Below are 19,560 nucleotides of genomic sequence, written 5' to 3' on the forward strand. Positions count from 1 at the left end.
TTTTAAAATTAAAAAATTATGAATTATAAACTAAGAACTACTAATTACAAATTATTATAATTTTTTACTCTTGTTTGGAGCTGGAAATGTTGTGACAAACCAGGTACATACCCAATCCGTTCTGACATTTGATGGTCAGGATGATTATATAGATTTTGGCAGAAATGATCTTGGTGGTGTTTTTGCACAGGGTAGTTCAGCTTTTACGGTTTCAGGGTGGGTAAATCCTCATCAACTAACAAATAAAGCTACTACCTATGGAACGCGCAATGTCTTTTTTGCCCGTTCTTCAGACCGATACAGTGATAATTTTGAGTTCGGTATTAGTGAAGACGGGAATTTAGATCTATTTATTGATGAGACTGTTGAAAAATTTGTTAGAACCTTTGGCAATGGAGAATTAACTCTCGGACAATGGCATTTCTTCGCCATTATTTTTAATCAAGGTCAACTAACTATATATCTTGATGAACATAAATATACAGGGTCTTTTAGAGGTTCTTCTTTAAATAAAGCAACTAGTTCTTTGACTCTGGGCGCAACTTTACACAATCGCATATATTTCACTGGACAATTAGCTCACATTAGCGTCTGGAATTATCCTTGTACTCAAGAACAAATTCAGACGCATCGTTGTGGGTTGATAGTCGGTAATGAAGAAGGATTAGTAGCTTACTGGAAATTAGATGAAGGACAAGGAACAACTGTCCGCAACCAGGCTGGAAGTGTTCATAATGGAAATTTGCGTGGTAATCCTAGTTGGGAAATAGCACAGATTCCATTTGCGACACAATTATCGAATGAAGGCGAGATACAACTTGAAACCGCGAAGGAAACAACGCAGACAAACACAGATAGTGAAGAATCTGATAGTATCCAAACCCTTCTAGTTTTCCAGCCAGAGAGTGAAGAAACCCAAACAGATGAAACTAGCCAAAGTGAAGTTTCAATTAATACTCCTTTAATTCTCCAACCAGAGAGTCAAGAAACCAAAAGCGAAGTTTCAATCAATGTTCAACAGCAAGAACAACCAAAAATATTAACTCAGGAGCAATCGAAAGCTACCATGAATACAACACCCCAGTCCAAATATAAAATACTTGCCATTGATGGAGGCGGTATTCGAGGTATTATTCCAGCAATCCTCTTAGCAGAAATTGAAAAGCGGACAAAAAAACCAATTTTTAGTTTGTTCGATTTAATTACTGGTACTTCAACCGGAGGAATTCTTGCACTCGGATTAACCAAACCCCGATTAACTTCAGAACTATCTGAAAATTTGTCAGTTGCTGAATACAGTGCTGAGGATCTCCTACAAATATATCTTGAATACGGGGCTGAGATATTTTACGAACCATTCTTTGAAAAAATACTCGGTCAAATAGAAGATATATTTATCCAGCCAAAATATTCTTCTGAGGGAAGAGAGGAAATTTTAAAGAAATATTTTGGAGACAGTCCTCTAGAAAATAACCTCAAAGAAGTTTTCGTAACTAGCTATGATATTGAGTTGCGAATTCCTGTATTCTTTACAAACAAAGTTGAAAAACAAGAGATAGAATCTAAAAGGTTTCGTAAGTTGTGTTCAGCTTTTACGGTGACAGATGCGGCATTGGCAACGAGTGCTACTCCGACTTATTTTGCTCCGCATCGGGTTTCTACTTCTCATAATCCCAACGGCTACTATACTTTAGTCGATGGCGGATTGGTAGCTAATAATCCAGCAAATTTAGCTATTGTAGAAGCACAAATTAGTAGGCAAGAAAACAATCAATTCTTCAATACTGAGGATATATTGGTAGTTTCTCTAGGTACGGGTTCTCTGACTACTAACTACCCTTATAAAGAAGTGAAAAATTGGGGGCTGTTGCAATGGGCTAGACCACTTTTAAATATCGTGTTTGATGGTGGTAGTGAGGTAATAGCCGGGGAATTAGAACGGTTGTTTGAACATAAAGGTAATCAAAATTCTTATTATCGGTTTCAGACATTCCTCACAAGTGAACTGGAAGAAATCGACAATACAAAGCCGGAAAATATTCGTAAGCTCCAAGCAATAGCGAATCGGTTGATTACAGAAAGAAGTCAACAAATTGATGAATTGTGTAGCATTTTGTGCAGCTAAATCTTATTATTCTTAATGAGTGTGTCAAACAATGAAAATATTGTGATCAAAATTAACAATAACACTCATAAAGAACAACAAGTGTCAGCAATCAAGACATAAATATCAGACAAGGGTGAATAGATTCTTCTACCCTGAGTAATGTTTTAACCATGAATGTAAGGATTGTAGGTAACTCTAATGGATGAAATCGTAAAAAAAATAGCCGGTCTAGGTCTTCCTGGTATAATTCTTGTGATTTTAACCTCTGCTGCTGGGGGCGTGACTAGTACTCCCGCCCTTATAGGCGTCCTCACAGGGTTGGGAGGGCCGTTCGGCTTTTTAGGTGGTTTAGGTTTGCTTGGTCTTTTAGCCTCTGTAGGAGATCTGATAGCGGGATATGGAATTGAAGCTATTCTCAAGGCTGTCTATTTAGAACGTAGCAAAACCGAATCTGTGAGATTCCTGCTTAAAGAAATTAAAGATTTACCTATCACAGATGAACTCAAACTCAAACTCAAAAATGAACTTAGCCCAGTAGCCACAGGTACTGTTGAAACTGAAAATGTTGCGCCTCCAAAGACAATTGAAATCGTTGAGGAGGAATAATTGCAGTTAAGTAGGTCGGTGTGAATAAAGGTAATTAGTGAGGGTTGTCAGTTGTCAGTTGTCAGTCGTCAGTTGTCTGTAGTAAGGGTTTTAGCCATATTTACGTTTTGCAGCATAATTTGGTTTATTCCTGCCTACCTACTTAAATTTGGTAATATTCTACAAAGAATGTAAAAAATTAAGCGATCGCACCAAATTGCGGTAGGGTAATAAATGGCCTCTGAGTCTGATTTAACCCTCAAAGGCCATCATTTTATTTATAGTGAATTTCAGCGTCATGAAAATCACTATATTTGAACCATGATATTTTCGGCATATGCAAACTCAAGTTGTTCGTGATCAAACCACAACGAATTCTTTCTTTGCTTTTACTCAGTTTTGGGAAGATTTTAGAGTGGTAGCTCAACCTTACTGGTATCCAACAAAAGCAGGGGGAAGAGCATTTTCAGATGTCATTCGCTCATGGGGAATGCTAATTCTCCTAATATTATTAATAACCGGGGCTGTGGGCTTAAATGCCCTAGGTAGCTACTGGAACCGCTATGTGCTGGATATCATTATTGAAGAGAGAGACCTTTCTAAGTATATTGATACGTTATGGATTTCCAGCCTTGCTATTGTACTGACAGTGTTATCGGTAGGATTTTATAGATATCTGGCAAAAAAAATCGCTCTTGATTGGTACAAATGGCTAAGTAATTATATTTTAGAAAAATATTTGAGCAATCGTGCTTATTATAGAATCACTTTTAAATCTGATCTGAATAACCCAGACCAACGCCTAACTCAAGAAATAGAACCCATTACCAGCATTGCATTGAGATTTTCAACTACTTTCTACGAAAAACTGCTGGAAATAATCACTTTTTTATTCGTTCTATGGGACATTTCTCCAGAAATTACAATTTATCTGATTATTTATACGATTGCAGGTAACTTAATTGCTATTTATTTAACTCAACAGTTGAATAAAATTAATCGAGAGGAACTGGAGTTTAAAGCGAGTTTCAATTACAGCGTTACTCATGTTCGGGATCACTCTGAATCCATAGCTTTTTTTCAAGGCGAAGACCAAGAATCAATTATAGTTCAGCGCAGATTTAATAATGTGATGAACGCTGCTGAACGCAGACTGAACTGGGAAAGAGGTCAGGAGATTTTCAATAGAGCATATCAGTCTGCTATTGCTGTATTTTCCATGTTCATCCTCACACCTTTATTTATTCAAGATAAAATTGATTATGGAGAAATTAGTCAAGCTAGTTTAGCTTGCTTTATGTTTTCCAATGCTCTCGGACAAATAATAGGTGAATTTGGAGCTTCAGGACGATTTTCTAGTTACGTTGAGCGATTAGCAGAGTTTACGGATGCGTTAGAAGCTGTTAGCAAACAACCAGAGAATGTAAATACTATTAAAGTTATAGAAGATAGGCGTATTGCTTTTGAAAATGTCACCTTACAAACGCCAAATTATGAGCAGGTGATCGTTGAAGACTTATCGCTGTCTATTGAACGAGGAGAAGGGTTACTGATTGTTGGGCCTAGTGGTCGGGGTAAGAGTTCTTTGTTGAGAGCGATCGCAGGTTTATGGAATGCTGGGACTGGTCGTTTGGTGCGACCTCCCCTAGAAGATATGCTGTTTTTGCCCCAACGCCCCTATATAATTTTGGGAACTTTGCGCGAACAGCTACTCTATCCTCATACAACTCGGAAAATGAGCGATCGAGAACTCGAAGAAGTTCTGCGACAAGTTAACCTGCAAAACTTGCTTACCCGCGTAGAAGGCTTTGATACAGAAGTTCCTTGGGAAAATATATTGTCGTTAGGCGAACAGCAACGTCTTGCTTTTGCGCGACTGTTAATTACACGTCCTAGTTTCACCATATTAGATGAAGCAACCAGTGCTTTGGATTTGAAAAACGAAGGTAATTTATATCAACAGTTGCAAGAAACAAAAACAACTTTTATCAGTGTTGGACATCGGGAGAGTTTGTTTAATTATCATCAATGGGTTTTGGAACTTTTACAAGACTCCAGTTGGCGACTGATTACCGTGGAGGATTATCGGCGGGAAAAAGCAATTATGATTAATTCCCCCGAAACAACTCAAATTACAAAAGATACTTCTTCTCAGAATGAATCCCCAACTCAACCAAAAGTCTCAGTAACAATCAATGCTTCTCCTGAGAATGAATCCCAAAGCCAACCAAAAATTTCAGCAATAATAGATATTTCTTCTGAGAGTGAATTAGAAACTCAAACAAAAATTTCAGCAACAATAGACACTTCCTCTAAGGATAAATCAGAAACTCAACCAGAAATATTAACAACAATAGACACTTACTCTGAGAAGGAATCACAAAGCAAACCCAAAATCTCAGCAACAATAGACACAATTACAGGACTTTCTCATAAAGAAATGCAGGCGTTAACAGGCTACTCTATCACCACCATTAGAAGTAGGGCCAGCCAAGGCAAGTCCATCACTGCTAAAGATGGTTTGACCTACCGTTATAATAAAGATCCAAAGGTGTTGAAATGGATCAGAGATTAGCGGCTATTCATACTTTTTAGAATCAGTGTAATGCTCACTATAAAGCAAAGAAGATTAATTAGTTATGAATCTATTACGATTTATGAAAAAACTTATCGATTACCCATTATAAAAAATACAAAATTAAAAAAGATTCAAAAAAAAATTAGAGATTGTCAAATATTTATTAAGGATGGTGTTCGATATCGTAATGATTTTTGGGGCTTAATTAAGCGAAAAAAAGAAATTAGTCAGGCTGAAATTTTTCAAGAAATCCAATTATTAATGAGAGATTATACTCATGTAATTGATTTTCTGGAAAATTATAAAGACAGTTATCAAGATTTTTTGTTGAAATTTACAGACGACTGGAAAAGTTTATTTACACAAAAATATCTTGAAATCAAAAAATTGAATGAGGAAAGAAATAAATTAGAAATTAAAAATCAGAATAATTATCAAATTCTAGATAAATTAAAGCGAGAAAAGAAAGAAAATCTTAAATCAATTTTACTGCTGAGTAATACTAACTTTTTAATGTTAGAAAAAGTGGAATTGCTCAGTAATGGAATTAAAAATTTAGCAGAAGATACCAAAAATCAAAAACAAACTATTCAAAAAATAGTTAAAGAATTAGAGGTATATCAAGAGTTTTATGAATACCAAATAAAAGCTACAAAAGTCCGTCAAGAAATAGCAAAAATAGCTGAGACAGCAATTAATTTTGAAAATTATTTACAAGATTACTTCAGTCCCTTTCAATCTTTAATAGATGAAGTAGTAAAAGTAGATGAAAATTTTTATGCAACTGTAGGAGAAATTAAAAGCTTAGCAAATAATTTCTTGATGGGCGAATCAAATTTATTAAGATTAGAAGCAGCGGAGGATATTTCTACCAATATTATTAATTCTATAGTAGCAAGTTATGAGAAGAAAGAAAGATTAAACGATGCTCTATTCCAATCTCAGTTACTAAATCAACAAGTCCAAAATTTAAATTTTGAGGATGAAATAGCTCTAGAAAATGCGACTGAATTAATATCTAATTATATTTACAAACAATTTGTTGATCAAAGGAAAGTCCTGGGTGTAGTAGAAAAAAAATTTAGCTCTAGTATTTCTGTTGTTGCAACAGAAGTAACAGAAGCGCAACTGACTAATGACAAGATTACAGCCACAGAAGAATTTAAAAGTAGTAAAAATATTGATTATACTCACCTGCAAAATCTCCTTGCACAGCACAAATGGAAAGAAGCTGATATGGAAACTACTAAATTAATGCTACAAGTTATCGGTAAAAGTTATTGGAATGAAGTTTATAAAGAAGATATTCAAAACTTTTCTTGTAAACATCTTCAGACCATTGATCAACTTTGGAAACAATACAGTCATGGTTATTTCGGCTTTAGTGTTCAGCAAAGCATTTGGAATGAAATAGGTGGTCAAGTAGATTATGAAACAGAAAAGAGACTTGGCGATCGCCTTGGTTGGCGAAAAGAAGGAAATTGGTTAGACTATGACCAACTAACTTTCAAATTATCCTCCACGACACCTATAGGACACCTCCCGGCTAAATGGTTACACTATGATCAAGAGGCGTTTGACTCATCCCCAAATTCATCTGCGGAACCCCTTTCAATGGGTGCGTGGCGCGTAGGTTCTTGGTTAATTTGGCAGATGCACTTATTTTTCTCTCGTGTAAAAATTTGTAACGTAACTTGCCCATGAGTTAATAGTAAATTTCTTAATCACAGGAAAAAATATCACGCAAGTTAATTGTAAACGCTGTTTTGAAAGTACTAATTAACTAAGAGTCACAAAATTAATATGAGTAATATTAGTCTTTCTGACAAAGAACTAGAAAATTTACTTTGCGGTAAATGGCGTTTTAATACAGATTGGGAAAAAATTTATATTGAATTTAAAGATGATATGACCTATGAACAAACCAGGATACAAACATTCATTTTATCTAAACCTAGAGAGTTGATAACAGGTAATAAATTTACTGGGGTATGGCATGTAGATGAAAGAACATTGTGTTTGATGGTTAAGTCTATCCCTAAATTTATTTTCAATTTAGATTTACCGAAATTATCTAAAAATGATATTCTCAACAAGGTAGTTAGTGTTGGTTCTTCTTTATTAAATGAAAAATATGAAATTAGGAAAATTAATAATTATGAATTTTCCATCAAGTATAATAATGAATTGTTTATTGGTACAAAGATAAAATAATTTTTGAAAACTCATAAACTTGGGAAATAGATTCTGCGATCGCTATCCGTTAACTAACATAGATGAATCAGTACATAACATATCAAATTTGTTACCACACAATTGTATTTAGTACCCTTTACCCTGGTTTGAAATGATGAATACTAATAGCCTTTCTGATAGAGAAATAGAGACTTTACTGATTGGTAAATGGCGTTATGATACAGATTGGGAAAAAGTTTTTCTGCAATTTAAGGAAGACATGACTTATGAACAAACCAGAATTCAAACATTCTTTTTAGCTAAACCTAAAGAATTTATAACAGGCAATAAATTTACTGGTGTATGGCATGTAAATGAGCAAAAATTGTGTTTAATTGTTAAAACTCTGCCAAAATCGCTTCTCAATTTACAACTATCGGTATTGTTTAAGGTTTCGATTGCTGATATTATGGCGAGCTTCATTTCTTTATTGGTGATAGAAAATTATAAAATCATTGAAATTGATAGTGAGAAATTTGTCATCATGGATGCCGAAAAATCAATTGTAGCCTTAAAAAGTAGTTAACTTGCATAAATATTTAGTTATTTTTACTAGTTCTTTTATTGCCTGACCCGATTTGTAGAATTAATGCCGTAGTAGGAAATTCTCTTTGCACAGTGATATCAAGTCCGGTTAATTAGTTATGATTCCCACAGTCATTGCACCCCACCCCTAACCCCTCCCCGTGAACGGGGAACTCGGGGCCCCCTCTGGGGATTAGGGGCAGGGAAACAAAGCGTAGCTTTGGTGAGGTGGGGTTCTTACGGTTTAATAAGTAATCAAGCGGACATGATATGATTTCTAAATTTCTCACAAATGATTTAGGATTGCTATTCTATGGTCTTTGCATCAAGGTTTTTGGAATAAATAGCACTAAATCAACGGGGGGAGGGGAAACAAAGCATAGCTTTGGTAGGGTAGAGTTCAGATTTTAGTCCCTTGTAAAATGGAGGTTAGCGGACTCGAACCGCTGACATCCTGCTTGCAAAGCAGGCGCTCTACCAACTGAGCTAAACCCCCGTAAAATTAAAAAGCTGTGTAATTTTAGCTTTCCTAGTTATTGTAACCGAATATTGTGCCGTTGCCAAAGAAATGAAGCAAGAAAATACCCAAGTTGTTGCAACACTATATAAATTTGTCAGGCTACCAGACTTTGCCGAGAAACAAGACCCCTTGTTGTCTTACTGCTTAGCGCAAGGTGTCAAAGGGACTATTCTGCTAGCGGCAGAAGGTATTAACGGTACGATCGCAGGTTCGCGTCAAGCAATTGATTCAGTTCTTTCGTTTCTGCGTTCTGACCCCCGTTTGCAAGACATAGAACACAAAGAGTCATACACTAACACTCCACCCTTTGAGCGCATGAAGGTGCGGTTGAAGCGAGAAATTGTGACTCTGGGGTTGCTTGAAGTTGACCCAAATCAGCAGGTTGGTACATATGTTAGCCCTCTGGAATGGAATGACCTGATTTCTGACCCGGAGGTGACAGTTATTGATACCCGCAATGATTATGAGGTCAATATCGGTACTTTTAAAGGCGCACAAAATCCTCAAACTGAAACATTTCGGGAATTCCCGGAATATGTCCGCCACAACCTTGACCCAAACAAACATAAAAAAGTTGCCCTGTTCTGCACTGGCGGCATTCGCTGTGAAAAAGCTTCATCTTTCATGCTTGCCCAAGGCTTTACTGAAGTTTATCACCTCAAAGGTGGCATTCTCAAGTATTTGGAGGAAGTCCCAACCGAAGAGAGTTTATGGGAAGGGGAGTGTTTTGTCTTTGATGAACGGGTAGCCGTGCGTCATGGGTTGGCGGAAGGAACTCATGAGTTATGTTTCTGTTGTGGGCGTCCGATTTCTGATGAAGATAAGGCATCTCCTAAGTATGAGGAAGGCATTTCCTGTGCCTACTGCTTTGATAGCCTCACTGAGGAAAAAAGAGTACGTCAGCAGGAAAAATGGCGACAATATCAATTAAAAGGGAATGGGGAATGGGGAATGGATAATGGGTGATGGGTGATGGGTAATGGGTGATGGGTGATGGGTAATGGGCCAGATGTGATGACTAATAGTAGAATACAATTCCCAATTCCCAATGCCTAATGCCCAATGCCCTGTTCAATTCTTCAGCGCCAGAGTTAAACCATCTGCAATCGGTATCAAGCTGAGACTGATTCGCTGGTCTTGATGTAGCTTTTGATTAAATGCGCGAATCTTTTTAGTTCTATTGTCCTGTACTTGGGGATCTGCAACTCTGCCTGACCAGAGGACATTATCGATCGCAATTAGTCCCCCCGAACGCACTAGTTGCAGCGATCGCTCATAATAATTCTCATAGTTGCTTTTGTCGGCATCAATGAAGGCGAAATCAAAACTTTCTGCTTCACCTGCTGCTAGCAATCGATCTAAAGTCTCCAGTGCTGGGGCAATGTGCAGGTCAATTTTATCCGCCACCCCTGCTTGCTGCCAATAACGACGAGCGATCGCTGTAAACTCCTCACTGATATCACAAGCTACTACCTTGCCTGTGGTGGGTAATGCCAATGCCACCACCAAGGAACTATACCCCGTAAATACCCCTATATCTAAAGTTTTCTTTGCTCCCATTAATTGCACCAGCAATGCCATCAGCTGTCCCTGTTCAGGAGCAATCTGCATTCTACCTATGGGATACTGGGCTGTTTCCTGCCTCAATTGAGTTAATATTTCTGGTTCTCGTAAAGAAACAGAGACTAAATAGTTGTATAAAATTGGTTCGAGTCCTAGTGTTTGAGTTGTCATATAACAGTTCTAAATATGCTTTGATTTAAACAGTTAGTAATTATACTCATTACCCATGAAATGGACTGAATATTTATTAAACGACATCACCAAATCAGCGATCGCCTGATCAGAACAAACTATAGTCATCAGTAAACCCATTGATCAAAATATTTAAAAAATGCCAAATCTCAAAGAAGATGATAACGCCCTACGTCAAGTATTGACCCAAGCCAAAACCATCGCTGTTGTCGGTCATTCTGATAAACGCCATCGCACCAGCTATCAAATTGCCCAATTTTTACGCAGTGTCGGCTACACAGTTTTTCCTGTTAACCCATTAGTTTCAGAAATTGACGGTCAACCCTGCTATGCTTCTCTTGGGGATATTGCACAACCAGTAGATATTGTCAATATCTTTCGCCGTTCGGAGTACCTACCGGAAATTATCACTGAAGCGATCGCTATCAATGCTAAAACGGTGTGGGCACAATTAGGTATTTCTGATTCTTCATCAGCACAAAAAGTCCTCAATGCAGGATTAAACGTAGTAATGGATGCCTGTATCAAAATTGAGTATTTGCGGTTAAAAGTAAGTTAAACAGAGTCTCCCTTTGGTTGACAATCAGGTGGTCACCAGCGATAAAAACAAGCAAAAGACGGTTTTAGTGGGGGTTTGTCTTTTAGCTTCCAGCTTTCAACAATAATCAAACTACTTTAATCAGTCGGAAATATTATTAATTGACTCTACCCCTTAAGACTGAGTACATTACAAATTTCTTTCCATCTCCAGAGTGATAAACTCTAGCAAAATAAATAGTTTACTTAACAGTAGATGAACAGGAGAAATCCTTCATCACAAGAGAGTTGTGTACTTGTTTTTCGTGGTCAGATTAAGAGTGTGTGCCAGGTGTGAGGAGCAAGGAAGTCGGTGACGTGTAGTTGTCGACAATTAAGTACGATTGGCGAATTATCCGGGTTGAAAACACTTAAACTTGCTATTAGTAAGTGGGTGTCCAAGTAATAAGTAAACCTTGGGTTGAATTATCGATCCAGGGTTTATTTTTGACCTCTTAAAAGCGAAAACCCAGAAATTATGTCTTTTGATTACTTAAGCTCTAATTTTTAGTTAATTATCAGGAGAATTCTATGCCGGAAGAGCAAACATTACAGCCACCACAGCAACAGCAACCACCAGGTACTGAATCAGAAATGACGCCAAAACCCAAAGCAGATGATGCTCAGCATCAAGGTTCTGGCAAGTTACAAGATAAAGTAGCATTAATTACAGGTGGAGATAGTGGTATTGGTCGTGCTGTAGCGATCGCATTTGCTAAAGAAGGCGCAGATGTGGCGATTGTTTACCTGAATGAACATGAAGATGCTAAAGAAACCAAACATTTGGTAGAAAAACAAGGGCGCCGTGCGGTAGCCATAGCAGGCGACATTACCGATGAAACTTTTTGTCAGCAAGCAGTGCAACAAACAGTAGATGAGTTTGGTAAGCTAGATATTCTCATCAATAACGCCGCTGAACAGCATCCACAAAAAAACATTGAAGATATCACCAAAGAACAGTTAGAGCGTACTTTCCGTACTAATATTTTCTCAATGTTTTTTTTGACCAAAGCGGCGATGAAACACTTGCACCAAGGCAGTGCCATCATCAACACTACATCAGTCACAGCTTATAAAGGCAGTCCACAACTACTTGATTACTCTTCCACAAAAGGTGCGATCGTTGCTTTTACTCGCTCCCTATCACAAAATTTAGTAGACAAGGGAATTCGAGTGAATGCTGTTGCACCAGGCCCTATTTGGACACCTTTAATCCCCTCAACTTTTCCGGAAGAGAAAGTTGAAAGTTTCGGTAAACAAGTGCCAATGCAAAGAGCCGGACAACCTGAAGAAGTAGCACCCAGCTATGTATTTTTAGCCTCGGATGATGCTTCTTATATGTCTGGTCAAGTTTTACATCCCAATGGTGGAGAGGTCGTTAATGGTTAAAGAAAGTTAGGAGTTATGAGTTTAGAGTTATGATAATTTTTTAATTTTTAATTAATCAATTCCACCTTTTAACTCTTAACTCTATCCGCAGTGTCTTCCATGAGAGAGATGTACTAATCCTGAAGAATTGTTAATCTAGCATACGACGAACATTTAATAACTAAAAACGAAAGCTTATGGCATCTGCAAAACCATTGCATGGCACAGAATTAGTAGATTGTGCTAGAGCAAATGCGAAGCAGGGAATTGAAACTGCTGCTTACCAATGTGGCTATGGTGATGACCTCAACACTTTTGCACGAGAACTACGGCAAGCTTGTGAAACAATGAATTTACAAGTTAAGGAACTCAGCGAATTGATTACTGACCAAGATTTAATACTAGAATTAGGTACTGGCGAAATTATTGCCCCACAAACAGCATCAGAACTGTAAACTGAAGATTTAGGAGAAAAGGCAAAGATGCACCGCTCCTAAATCTAAATATATAAGTGAAGGCGTTGCCCTAATCGTTCCTAGTAAGAACTGACAGATCAGGCGATCGCTGTATCTTAGCCTTCCAAACCCTACTCTATTATTTCAGTCTGACCAACAAAGTCGGCTATTTAGATTCAAACTAATTTTTTAGTATAAATAATTACAATAAAATGTAATTTTTGAATTCAAATAAACTTTGATGATAAAAAATAGTTCACAGCCCAAAAACCTTTATTTGCAACTTGACTGTATCAGCTACAAGATTTGTCACATAATATTTATTTACCGATATGTACTGAAATTTTAATATTAATTTAATATAAAATACACCAGGTCTGATTTATGTGACAACACGGTGTAAAAGAGTTAGTCAAAAATATTGTTTTTTTCTGGATAAATATAAAGAAATATTGAAATTTTGATATTTTTAGTAGCTAGATTTATCCAGTATGAAAAATTATGCTGTATTTTGGTAAATATCAATCAAGATTCACCAAAACTTTGAGCTAGCTTTAAAAAACCGTAGAAAAATGTAAATATTTCAATAATGCTTCAAAAAAGAATAGACATAATTACGAAATATAGTGTCAAATATCAATACCTTAGCCAATTTGCAAAGACTGGTATAAAGTAAATCCACAGAATACAGACTTCTTTTTGCCATCAGGCAAAAAATTTAGCCAGTAAAACCCTCTATGGTTATTGTGGAAAGAATTTATACTATGTTGTTCACCTAGATAAGGGTTTTACGTTTTGCCTGATAGTCAAGCACATCCTTGTCTTAGTCTGTTTGGACAAAAGTTAGACTGCCTTTATTTTTGGCCAAGGTATTGAAATATGTAATCAATTTATCTTGAGGAACCAGTGACGAACGTTATTATTAATACTAATTTATTAGAATGCGTACTTATATTTGTTAGGTCTTGCTTTGCCTCAAGCTTTGTGAACTAGCATGTAACTTAAATTAAAATTTACCAAAAATAGCCCTAAAAGTACTTATTTTTAATAAGTACTATATATAACTAAGTGATAAAAATATATAGAACAGTTGAGTGATGAGTATTATAGCCTCTAGCATAACTGGCTTCTTGCACTAGTAATATTAATTACATAGATGGAAACGAGTAAAACTAACTCTACTTTCCATGCACTATAAAAGTAATCTTTAGTATTTCTGTTGATACATTTTTCTCGACATATTTGCTTCTTAAGGAGACCAAGAAAAATAGATTGTCGGAGTATTAATCGATCTAAATCAGAGGCTAAAAAAGCTGCGAATTAGATATATGCATTTTCATTTCCATGCATATTCTCCGCAGATTTTCCAAACAAAGCTAGTCCTGAAACCTCCATCAGGGCATTAGTTTTAACCTTCTTTTGAGGTATATATCTCCATGAGTGACAACACCAGCCTGCAAAGTTCATCGGTTCTTGACCCATCAGTCAGTTCACCAAGTGCTACTAAATCGTCTCTAGACATAACTCAACAGCCACAAATCAATAGTTTAGTTGCTGCTAGCGACAGCACGTCCTCTCAAGGGAACGGCCTCTATGCAGAGTATTACGACAACAAAGACTTCACCAACCTAAAGCTAACTCGCATAGACAACAAAGTTGACTTTAACTGGGCTTCGGGTTCTCCTGACTCATCCATAGGTGCGGATACTTTTTCCGTGCGTTGGACAGGTCAAGTACAAGCCCAGTACAGCGAGACTTACAACTTCTACACCACCACAGATGATGGAGTGCGACTGTGGGTAGATGGTAAGCAAATCATCAATAACTTTGTCAATCAAGCTGCCAAAGAAATCAGCGGCACAATCGCATTGGTTGCAGGGCAGAAGTACGACATCAAGCTAGAGTACTACGAAAATGCTGGCCAGGCCGTTGCCAAACTTGCTTGGTCAAGTGCCTCTACTGCAAAACAAATTATTCCCCAGTCACAACTGTATTTACCAGCCCTCGCACCTACTATCACCTTGGGTTCATCTGTCACGACTGTGAAGGAATCTGCTGGTAATGTGATTATCAATGTGGTACGGAGTGGTGAAGATTTAAGTGGCACGTCTTCAGTTCGGTATGCCACTACATCTGTGAGTGCTACACCAGGGAGTGACTACGGCACGAAAGACGTTACAACTGAAGTCACGGGCAGGGTTACATTTGAAGCGGGAGAAACTAGTAAACAGATTTCCATTCCGATATTGAATGATTCAATAGCAGAATCAGATGAAACCTTGACTTTCGTTGTCGATCAAGTGGAGGGAGCAGATCTAGGATTGCAGAGAACTCTCACAGTTACAATTGAAGATGACGATCGCACCGATCTAGACTTTACTCAACCACAAGTCAAGGAAGATGCTGGTACTGTTCAGGTGACAGTGACACGAAACTACACTGGGACGGCTGCTAGTGTGGACTACACAACCGTGGATGATACTGCTAAAGCTGGTTTAGATTACACAGCTATATCTGGAACCTTGAACTTTGCAGTCGGAGAAAGCAGTAAAACAATCAACATCTCCATTCAAGATGACACTGTTGCCGAATCCAATGAACAGTTTAGTTTGAAGTTCAGTAACGCCATCGGTGTGGGACTGGGCCAAGACACAGCTGTGATTTCCATCATCGATAATGATTCGGGTAATTTTAAAACAGAGACTGTGGCTTCTGGGCTGACTCAACCTACAGCTTTTGACTGGACATCTGATGGTAAGCGCATGTTCATTGCCCAGAAAAATGGCGTAGTACGAGTGGTAGACAATGGCACTTTACTAAAAACGCCATTTATAGATATTTCTGGGCTAGTCAATAATGTACGCGATCGCGGTTTGTTAGGTATTGCTGTACATCCAGATTTTGGTAAGACTACAAACCCCAAAAACTACATCTACCTCTTGTACACCTACGATCCACCAGAAACCAGCACCAGCAATCCCAGCAATAATAGCAGTAGTACCTTAGACGATCCTGATAAGTCTGGTAATCGTGGCGCACAATTATTAAGGGTGGAAGCTGACCCTGCTACCAACTACACTACTGCCAAAGCTGGTACAGAAGTGGTTCTGCTAGGCAAAAACACTACTTGGCAGTATATCGTTCACCCCGATGACGATAGCACAGATGTTTCAAAGAACTTTGCACCATCAGGAATTCTCAACAAAAATACTGGTCAACTGTTTACCAGCCTGCAAGATTATCTTAGTAATCTTGACAACGCTGTCAACGTTGAAGATTTCATCGCCACCGATAGCCAATCTCACTCAATCGGAAGTTTGCAATTCGGTACTGATGGATCGTTATTTGTTAGCACCGGTGATGGTACTTCCTACAACAACGTAGACCCTCGTGCAATTCGCGCTCTGGATACTAATAACTTGTCCGGCAAAATTTTGCGGATTGACCCCATAACAGGTGAAGGATTGTCTGATAACCCGTTCTACGACTCTAGTAAGCCCAATAGCAATGCTTCTAAAGTTTGGAACTACGGTTTGCGTAACCCCTTCCGCTTCACTATAGATCAAAAAACCAACACCCCCTACATCGGTGATGTCGGCTGGACACGTTGGGAAGAAATCAACGTTGGCACAAAAGGAGCTAACTTTGGTTGGCCAGCCTATGAAGGTGGCACTGATGCAAATGGTAATCCTACCAGCATCAAAAATTCAAATTACGCTTCCTACTCAGCTATAGCCTCAAGACTACAAGCCTTATATAGCAGCGGCACTGCCACAGCACCAACTTACGCTTACAAACATTACACTGATTCTAATGGAAACAGTTCTGATGCGATCGTTGGAGGTGATTTTTACACAGGCTCTACTTTCCCCTCTATTTACCAAAATTCCTTGTTTATCGGTGATGCAAGTAAAGGAACTATCGATACTTTGACATTTGATAGTGATGGCAAAGTAATTTCAGTTAACCGATTTGCTTCTGGTGTGGGAGCGCCTGTGCAAATCAGTACTGGGCTGGATGGCAATCTGTACTATGCAGACTTGTATGCAGGCAGAATTGTCAGATATACACCCGCTTAGAGAAGAGGGTAGGGATGGGGAGATAGGGGAATGATTCTTTACTCCTAAACTCCTAACTCAGCACTCCTAACTCCTAATACCATTTCACTCAATTACTGATACAAATCCAAAGCACCCCTGCACCAGGTTAACGTGAGTTCGATGAACCTCTCCCCAACCCCTCTCCGACGCGGAGAGGGGCTTTAGCATCTTCGGTAAAGAACGAAAAATCAAGCTTTTAAAGCCTCTCTCCTTTCAGGGGAGAGGTTTGGAGAGGGGTCTTTTAAATCTGTCGAACTCACGTCAGGTTAAGAAAGCTTAGTCAGAAATCCTAATAACTTTTTGGTACGCGGTGTCAGCAGTGTGCGACGATAAGCATCTGCTGCTTTTTTAATGCCCTCGGCTTGAGTAGGATAAGGGTGAATGACGCTGCTTAATTTGTTTAAACCAATCTTATTCACAATTGCTGTTGTCACTTGGGAGATCATTTCGCCTGCATGACTGGCGACAATGGTCGCACCCAGAATTTCATCAGACCCCTTTTTGTGGAGAATTTTCACAAATCCTGATTCTTGATTGTCAGCGATCGCTCGGTCTACACTACTCAAAGGAATTGTAATCTTAGCTACATCAATACCCAACTTCTGTGCTTGGTGTTCGTACATCCCCACATGGGCAATTTCCGGGTCAGTATACGTTACCCACGGCATTACCAGACTACTGAGTCGGGAGCGTCCTAAGCCAAAGGGAGAAAACAGTGTATTCTTAATCACAATCCTGGCTGCTGCATCCGCTGCATGGGTAAACTTCCAGTCCATGCAGATATCCCCAGCTGCATAAATCTTGGGATTGGTAGTTTGCAGGTAATCATTCACCTTCACACCTTGGCGTTTGTCATATTCCACCCCCACGGCTTCTAAATTCAAACCCTCCACATTCGGGGCACGTCCTGCACCGACTAAAATTTCATCTACAGTCACGGAATCTCGGTGACCCTGAGAAGAAAAATAAAGCCGCTTGCCGTCAGTGACAGTTGCTACCTCTTCTAACTGGCAATTCAGTACTAAACGAATTCCTTCACTAATCAAGACTTTTTGAATAATTTCAGCAGCGTCAGCATCTTCTTTATTCAAGATGTGAGAACCGCTATGAAAAAGTACTACCTCACTACCTAAACGCCGGAAAGCTTGCGCCAATTCACAACCGATAGGGCCACCGCCAATTACTGCCAACCGTTCTGGTCGTTGAATCAGAGAAAAAACCGTTTCATTAGTCAGATAGCCTGCTGTTTCAATTCCTCGAATCGAAGGTTGCGTGGCTCTAGCACCAGTGGCAATTACAGCTTTTTTAAACTTGAGAATCTGATCGCCAACTTCTACAGTATTTTTACTCGCAAACCGACCACTACCCAAGAATACATCTACACCCAGTGATGAAAAGCGCTCAGCCGAGTCATGATGGCTAATACCAGCCCTTACCTGCCGCATCCTTGCCATAACTGCGGGAAAATCAACATCAACATGTGTAGGAATGTTAATTCCCAAATCTTTCGCATTCCAGATTTCCCCAACTACACGAGCAGAGCGAATAATAGTTTTAGATGGTATGCAACCAACATTCAAACAATCTCCCCCCATGAGATGCTTTTCAATCAATGCCACCTTCAAACCTAAATCTAAACCCGCTGCACCCGCCGCCACCACTAAACCCGCTGTCCCAGCGCCAATGACAACCAAGTCGTAAATATCAGCAGGTTGAGGATTAACCCAATTTGGTGGATGAACGTAGGACACCAACTTTTGGTTATACTCATCCACTGGACGAACAATAACTCTTTCTAATTCTGAATTTGACATTTGAAGTATGAAGTATAAAGTATAAAATTTACAGTTTCTTTTTTATTTGTTCATTTGATAATTTCCAGATACCCTACAGCCTAAGTTGAATTTTTAATTATTAATTACCTCATCTTCTAAAGCTTTCCGGGCAATACGGGTGACATAAATAGTAGCGCCGACTGTTGCCACAAAACCCAAAATCCGCATTGCCCATTGCACATTAGGGTTAGTGGGTTGAGCCTCAGTTCCAATCATCGCTAAATTGCTAGCTAAAGAACCAAGATAAACATACATGATTGTTCCTGGAATCATACCCACAGAACCGATAAAGTAGTCTTTGAGAGAAACTCCCGTAATCCCAAAGGCATAGTTTAATAAATTGAAAGGAAAAATTGGAGAAAGTCGAGTTAACAGAACAATTTTTAATCCTTCTCTACCAACTGCTCGATCAATAGCAGCAAAATTTTTGTTATCTGTAATTTTACGAGCAACCCAACCCCTGGCTAAATAACGCCCCACAAGGAATGCAGCAGTGGCACCTAAAGTTGCACCCACAAATACGTAAACAGAACCCCACACTACCCCAAAGACAAAACCAGCACCTAAAGTCAAAATCGAACCTGGTAAGAAAGCAACGGTAGCAGTAATGTAAAGTGCAATAAAAGCAATAGCTCCCACCGTACCAAGGCTATCAATCCACTGCAAAGCATTCAGTAAAATTGCTTGAGGATTGAAAGAATTGGTTTTCACTGATTCTTGTGCCCAAGCATTGCTCGTGTCTAAAAATAGAGCGATCGCCAGATTCAACAATATTAACACAGCCACTTGGAAAAGCTTCTGTATGTTGGTGATATCAAATAGATTAGCCCTCAGCGGTTTTTTCATAAATTGCAATAGAAAAAAAAACAAAATTTCAACTTACCTTTTTTGATATCAAGTATAAAAAAGCAAAATAATCGT

Annotated in this window: 14 protein-coding genes and 1 tRNA gene; 11 read left to right on the plus strand and 4 right to left on the minus strand. The window is 38.6% G+C overall.

Features of this window, described 5'->3' with window-relative positions:
• Positions 1–91 precede the first annotated feature (91 nt).
• The 6 genes from I8748_RS10560 (at position 92) to I8748_RS10585 (ending at position 8,031) form a co-directional block, all read left to right on the plus strand.
• Complete coding sequence (locus tag I8748_RS10560; RefSeq protein ID WP_198124534.1) at positions 92–2,125, plus strand: patatin-like phospholipase family protein; 2,034 nt, start codon at positions 92–94, stop codon at positions 2,123–2,125.
• 180 nt (positions 2,126–2,305) lie between these two features.
• Positions 2,306–2,713 (plus strand): hypothetical protein, encoded by a 408-nt coding sequence (locus tag I8748_RS10565; protein ID WP_198124535.1) that lies wholly within the window; start codon positions 2,306–2,308, stop codon positions 2,711–2,713.
• Positions 2,714–3,029: 316 nt separating this feature from the next.
• Positions 3,030–5,267 (plus strand): ABC transporter ATP-binding protein/permease, encoded by a 2,238-nt coding sequence (locus I8748_RS10570; RefSeq protein ID WP_198124536.1) that lies wholly within the window; start codon positions 3,030–3,032, stop codon positions 5,265–5,267.
• A gap of 30 nt (positions 5,268–5,297) precedes the next feature.
• On the plus strand, positions 5,298–6,974 hold the full coding sequence (locus tag I8748_RS10575) for a GUN4 domain-containing protein (RefSeq protein ID WP_198124537.1): 1,677 nt from the start codon (positions 5,298–5,300) through the stop codon (positions 6,972–6,974).
• A 99-nt stretch (positions 6,975–7,073) separates the two neighbouring features.
• Positions 7,074–7,484: a hypothetical protein gene (locus I8748_RS10580; RefSeq protein ID WP_198124538.1), complete on the plus strand. Its 411-nt coding sequence runs from the start codon at positions 7,074–7,076 to the stop codon at positions 7,482–7,484.
• 136 nt (positions 7,485–7,620) lie between these two features.
• Positions 7,621–8,031: a hypothetical protein gene (locus I8748_RS10585; protein WP_198124568.1), complete on the plus strand. Its 411-nt coding sequence runs from the start codon at positions 7,621–7,623 to the stop codon at positions 8,029–8,031.
• Between the two features lie 422 nt (positions 8,032–8,453).
• Here I8748_RS10585 and I8748_RS10590 read toward each other — a convergent pair.
• Positions 8,454–8,526: transfer RNA gene (locus I8748_RS10590), tRNA-Ala, on the minus strand.
• Between the two features lie 72 nt (positions 8,527–8,598).
• Between I8748_RS10590 and trhO the strand changes: the two genes are divergently transcribed.
• Positions 8,599–9,516 carry an oxygen-dependent tRNA uridine(34) hydroxylase TrhO gene (gene trhO / locus I8748_RS10595; protein ID WP_198124539.1) on the plus strand — a complete coding sequence of 306 codons (918 nt, stop codon included), beginning with the start codon at positions 8,599–8,601 and terminating at the stop codon, positions 9,514–9,516.
• A gap of 105 nt (positions 9,517–9,621) precedes the next feature.
• On the opposite strand, the gene I8748_RS10600 is transcribed toward trhO, so the two are convergent.
• Positions 9,622–10,284 carry a class I SAM-dependent methyltransferase gene (locus tag I8748_RS10600; RefSeq protein WP_198124540.1) on the minus strand — a complete coding sequence of 221 codons (663 nt, stop codon included), beginning with the start codon at positions 10,282–10,284 and terminating at the stop codon, positions 9,622–9,624.
• 160 nt (positions 10,285–10,444) lie between these two features.
• Here I8748_RS10600 and I8748_RS10605 point away from each other — a divergent pair, with 160 nt between their 5' ends.
• The 4 genes from I8748_RS10605 to I8748_RS10620 all read left to right on the plus strand — a co-directional run bounded on the left by I8748_RS10605 (position 10,445) and on the right by I8748_RS10620 (position 16,783).
• Positions 10,445–10,864: a CoA-binding protein gene (locus I8748_RS10605; protein ID WP_198124541.1), complete on the plus strand. Its 420-nt coding sequence runs from the start codon at positions 10,445–10,447 to the stop codon at positions 10,862–10,864.
• Between the two features lie 548 nt (positions 10,865–11,412).
• Complete coding sequence (locus tag I8748_RS10610) at positions 11,413–12,270, plus strand: SDR family oxidoreductase (protein WP_198124542.1); 858 nt, start codon at positions 11,413–11,415, stop codon at positions 12,268–12,270.
• A 176-nt stretch (positions 12,271–12,446) separates the two neighbouring features.
• Entirely contained in the window at positions 12,447–12,704 is a 258-nt protein-coding gene (locus I8748_RS10615) for a hypothetical protein (protein ID WP_096559334.1), read from the plus strand.
• A gap of 1,436 nt (positions 12,705–14,140) precedes the next feature.
• Positions 14,141–16,783 carry a PQQ-dependent sugar dehydrogenase gene (locus I8748_RS10620; RefSeq protein WP_198124543.1) on the plus strand — a complete coding sequence of 881 codons (2,643 nt, stop codon included), beginning with the start codon at positions 14,141–14,143 and terminating at the stop codon, positions 16,781–16,783.
• 287 nt (positions 16,784–17,070) lie between these two features.
• Here I8748_RS10620 and I8748_RS10625 read toward each other — a convergent pair whose 3' ends face one another.
• Both I8748_RS10625 and I8748_RS10630 read right to left on the minus strand, forming a co-directional pair.
• On the minus strand, positions 17,071–18,618 hold the full coding sequence (locus I8748_RS10625; RefSeq protein ID WP_198124544.1) for a mercuric reductase: 1,548 nt from the start codon (positions 18,616–18,618) through the stop codon (positions 17,071–17,073).
• 93 nt (positions 18,619–18,711) lie between these two features.
• On the minus strand, positions 18,712–19,485 hold the full coding sequence (locus I8748_RS10630) for a TVP38/TMEM64 family protein (RefSeq protein WP_198124545.1): 774 nt from the start codon (positions 19,483–19,485) through the stop codon (positions 18,712–18,714).
• Positions 19,486–19,560: the final 75 nt, after the last annotated feature.

It is taken from the genome of Amazonocrinis nigriterrae CENA67, assembly GCF_016056305.1.
Classification (GTDB): domain Bacteria; phylum Cyanobacteriota; class Cyanobacteriia; order Cyanobacteriales; family Nostocaceae; genus Amazonocrinis; species Amazonocrinis nigriterrae.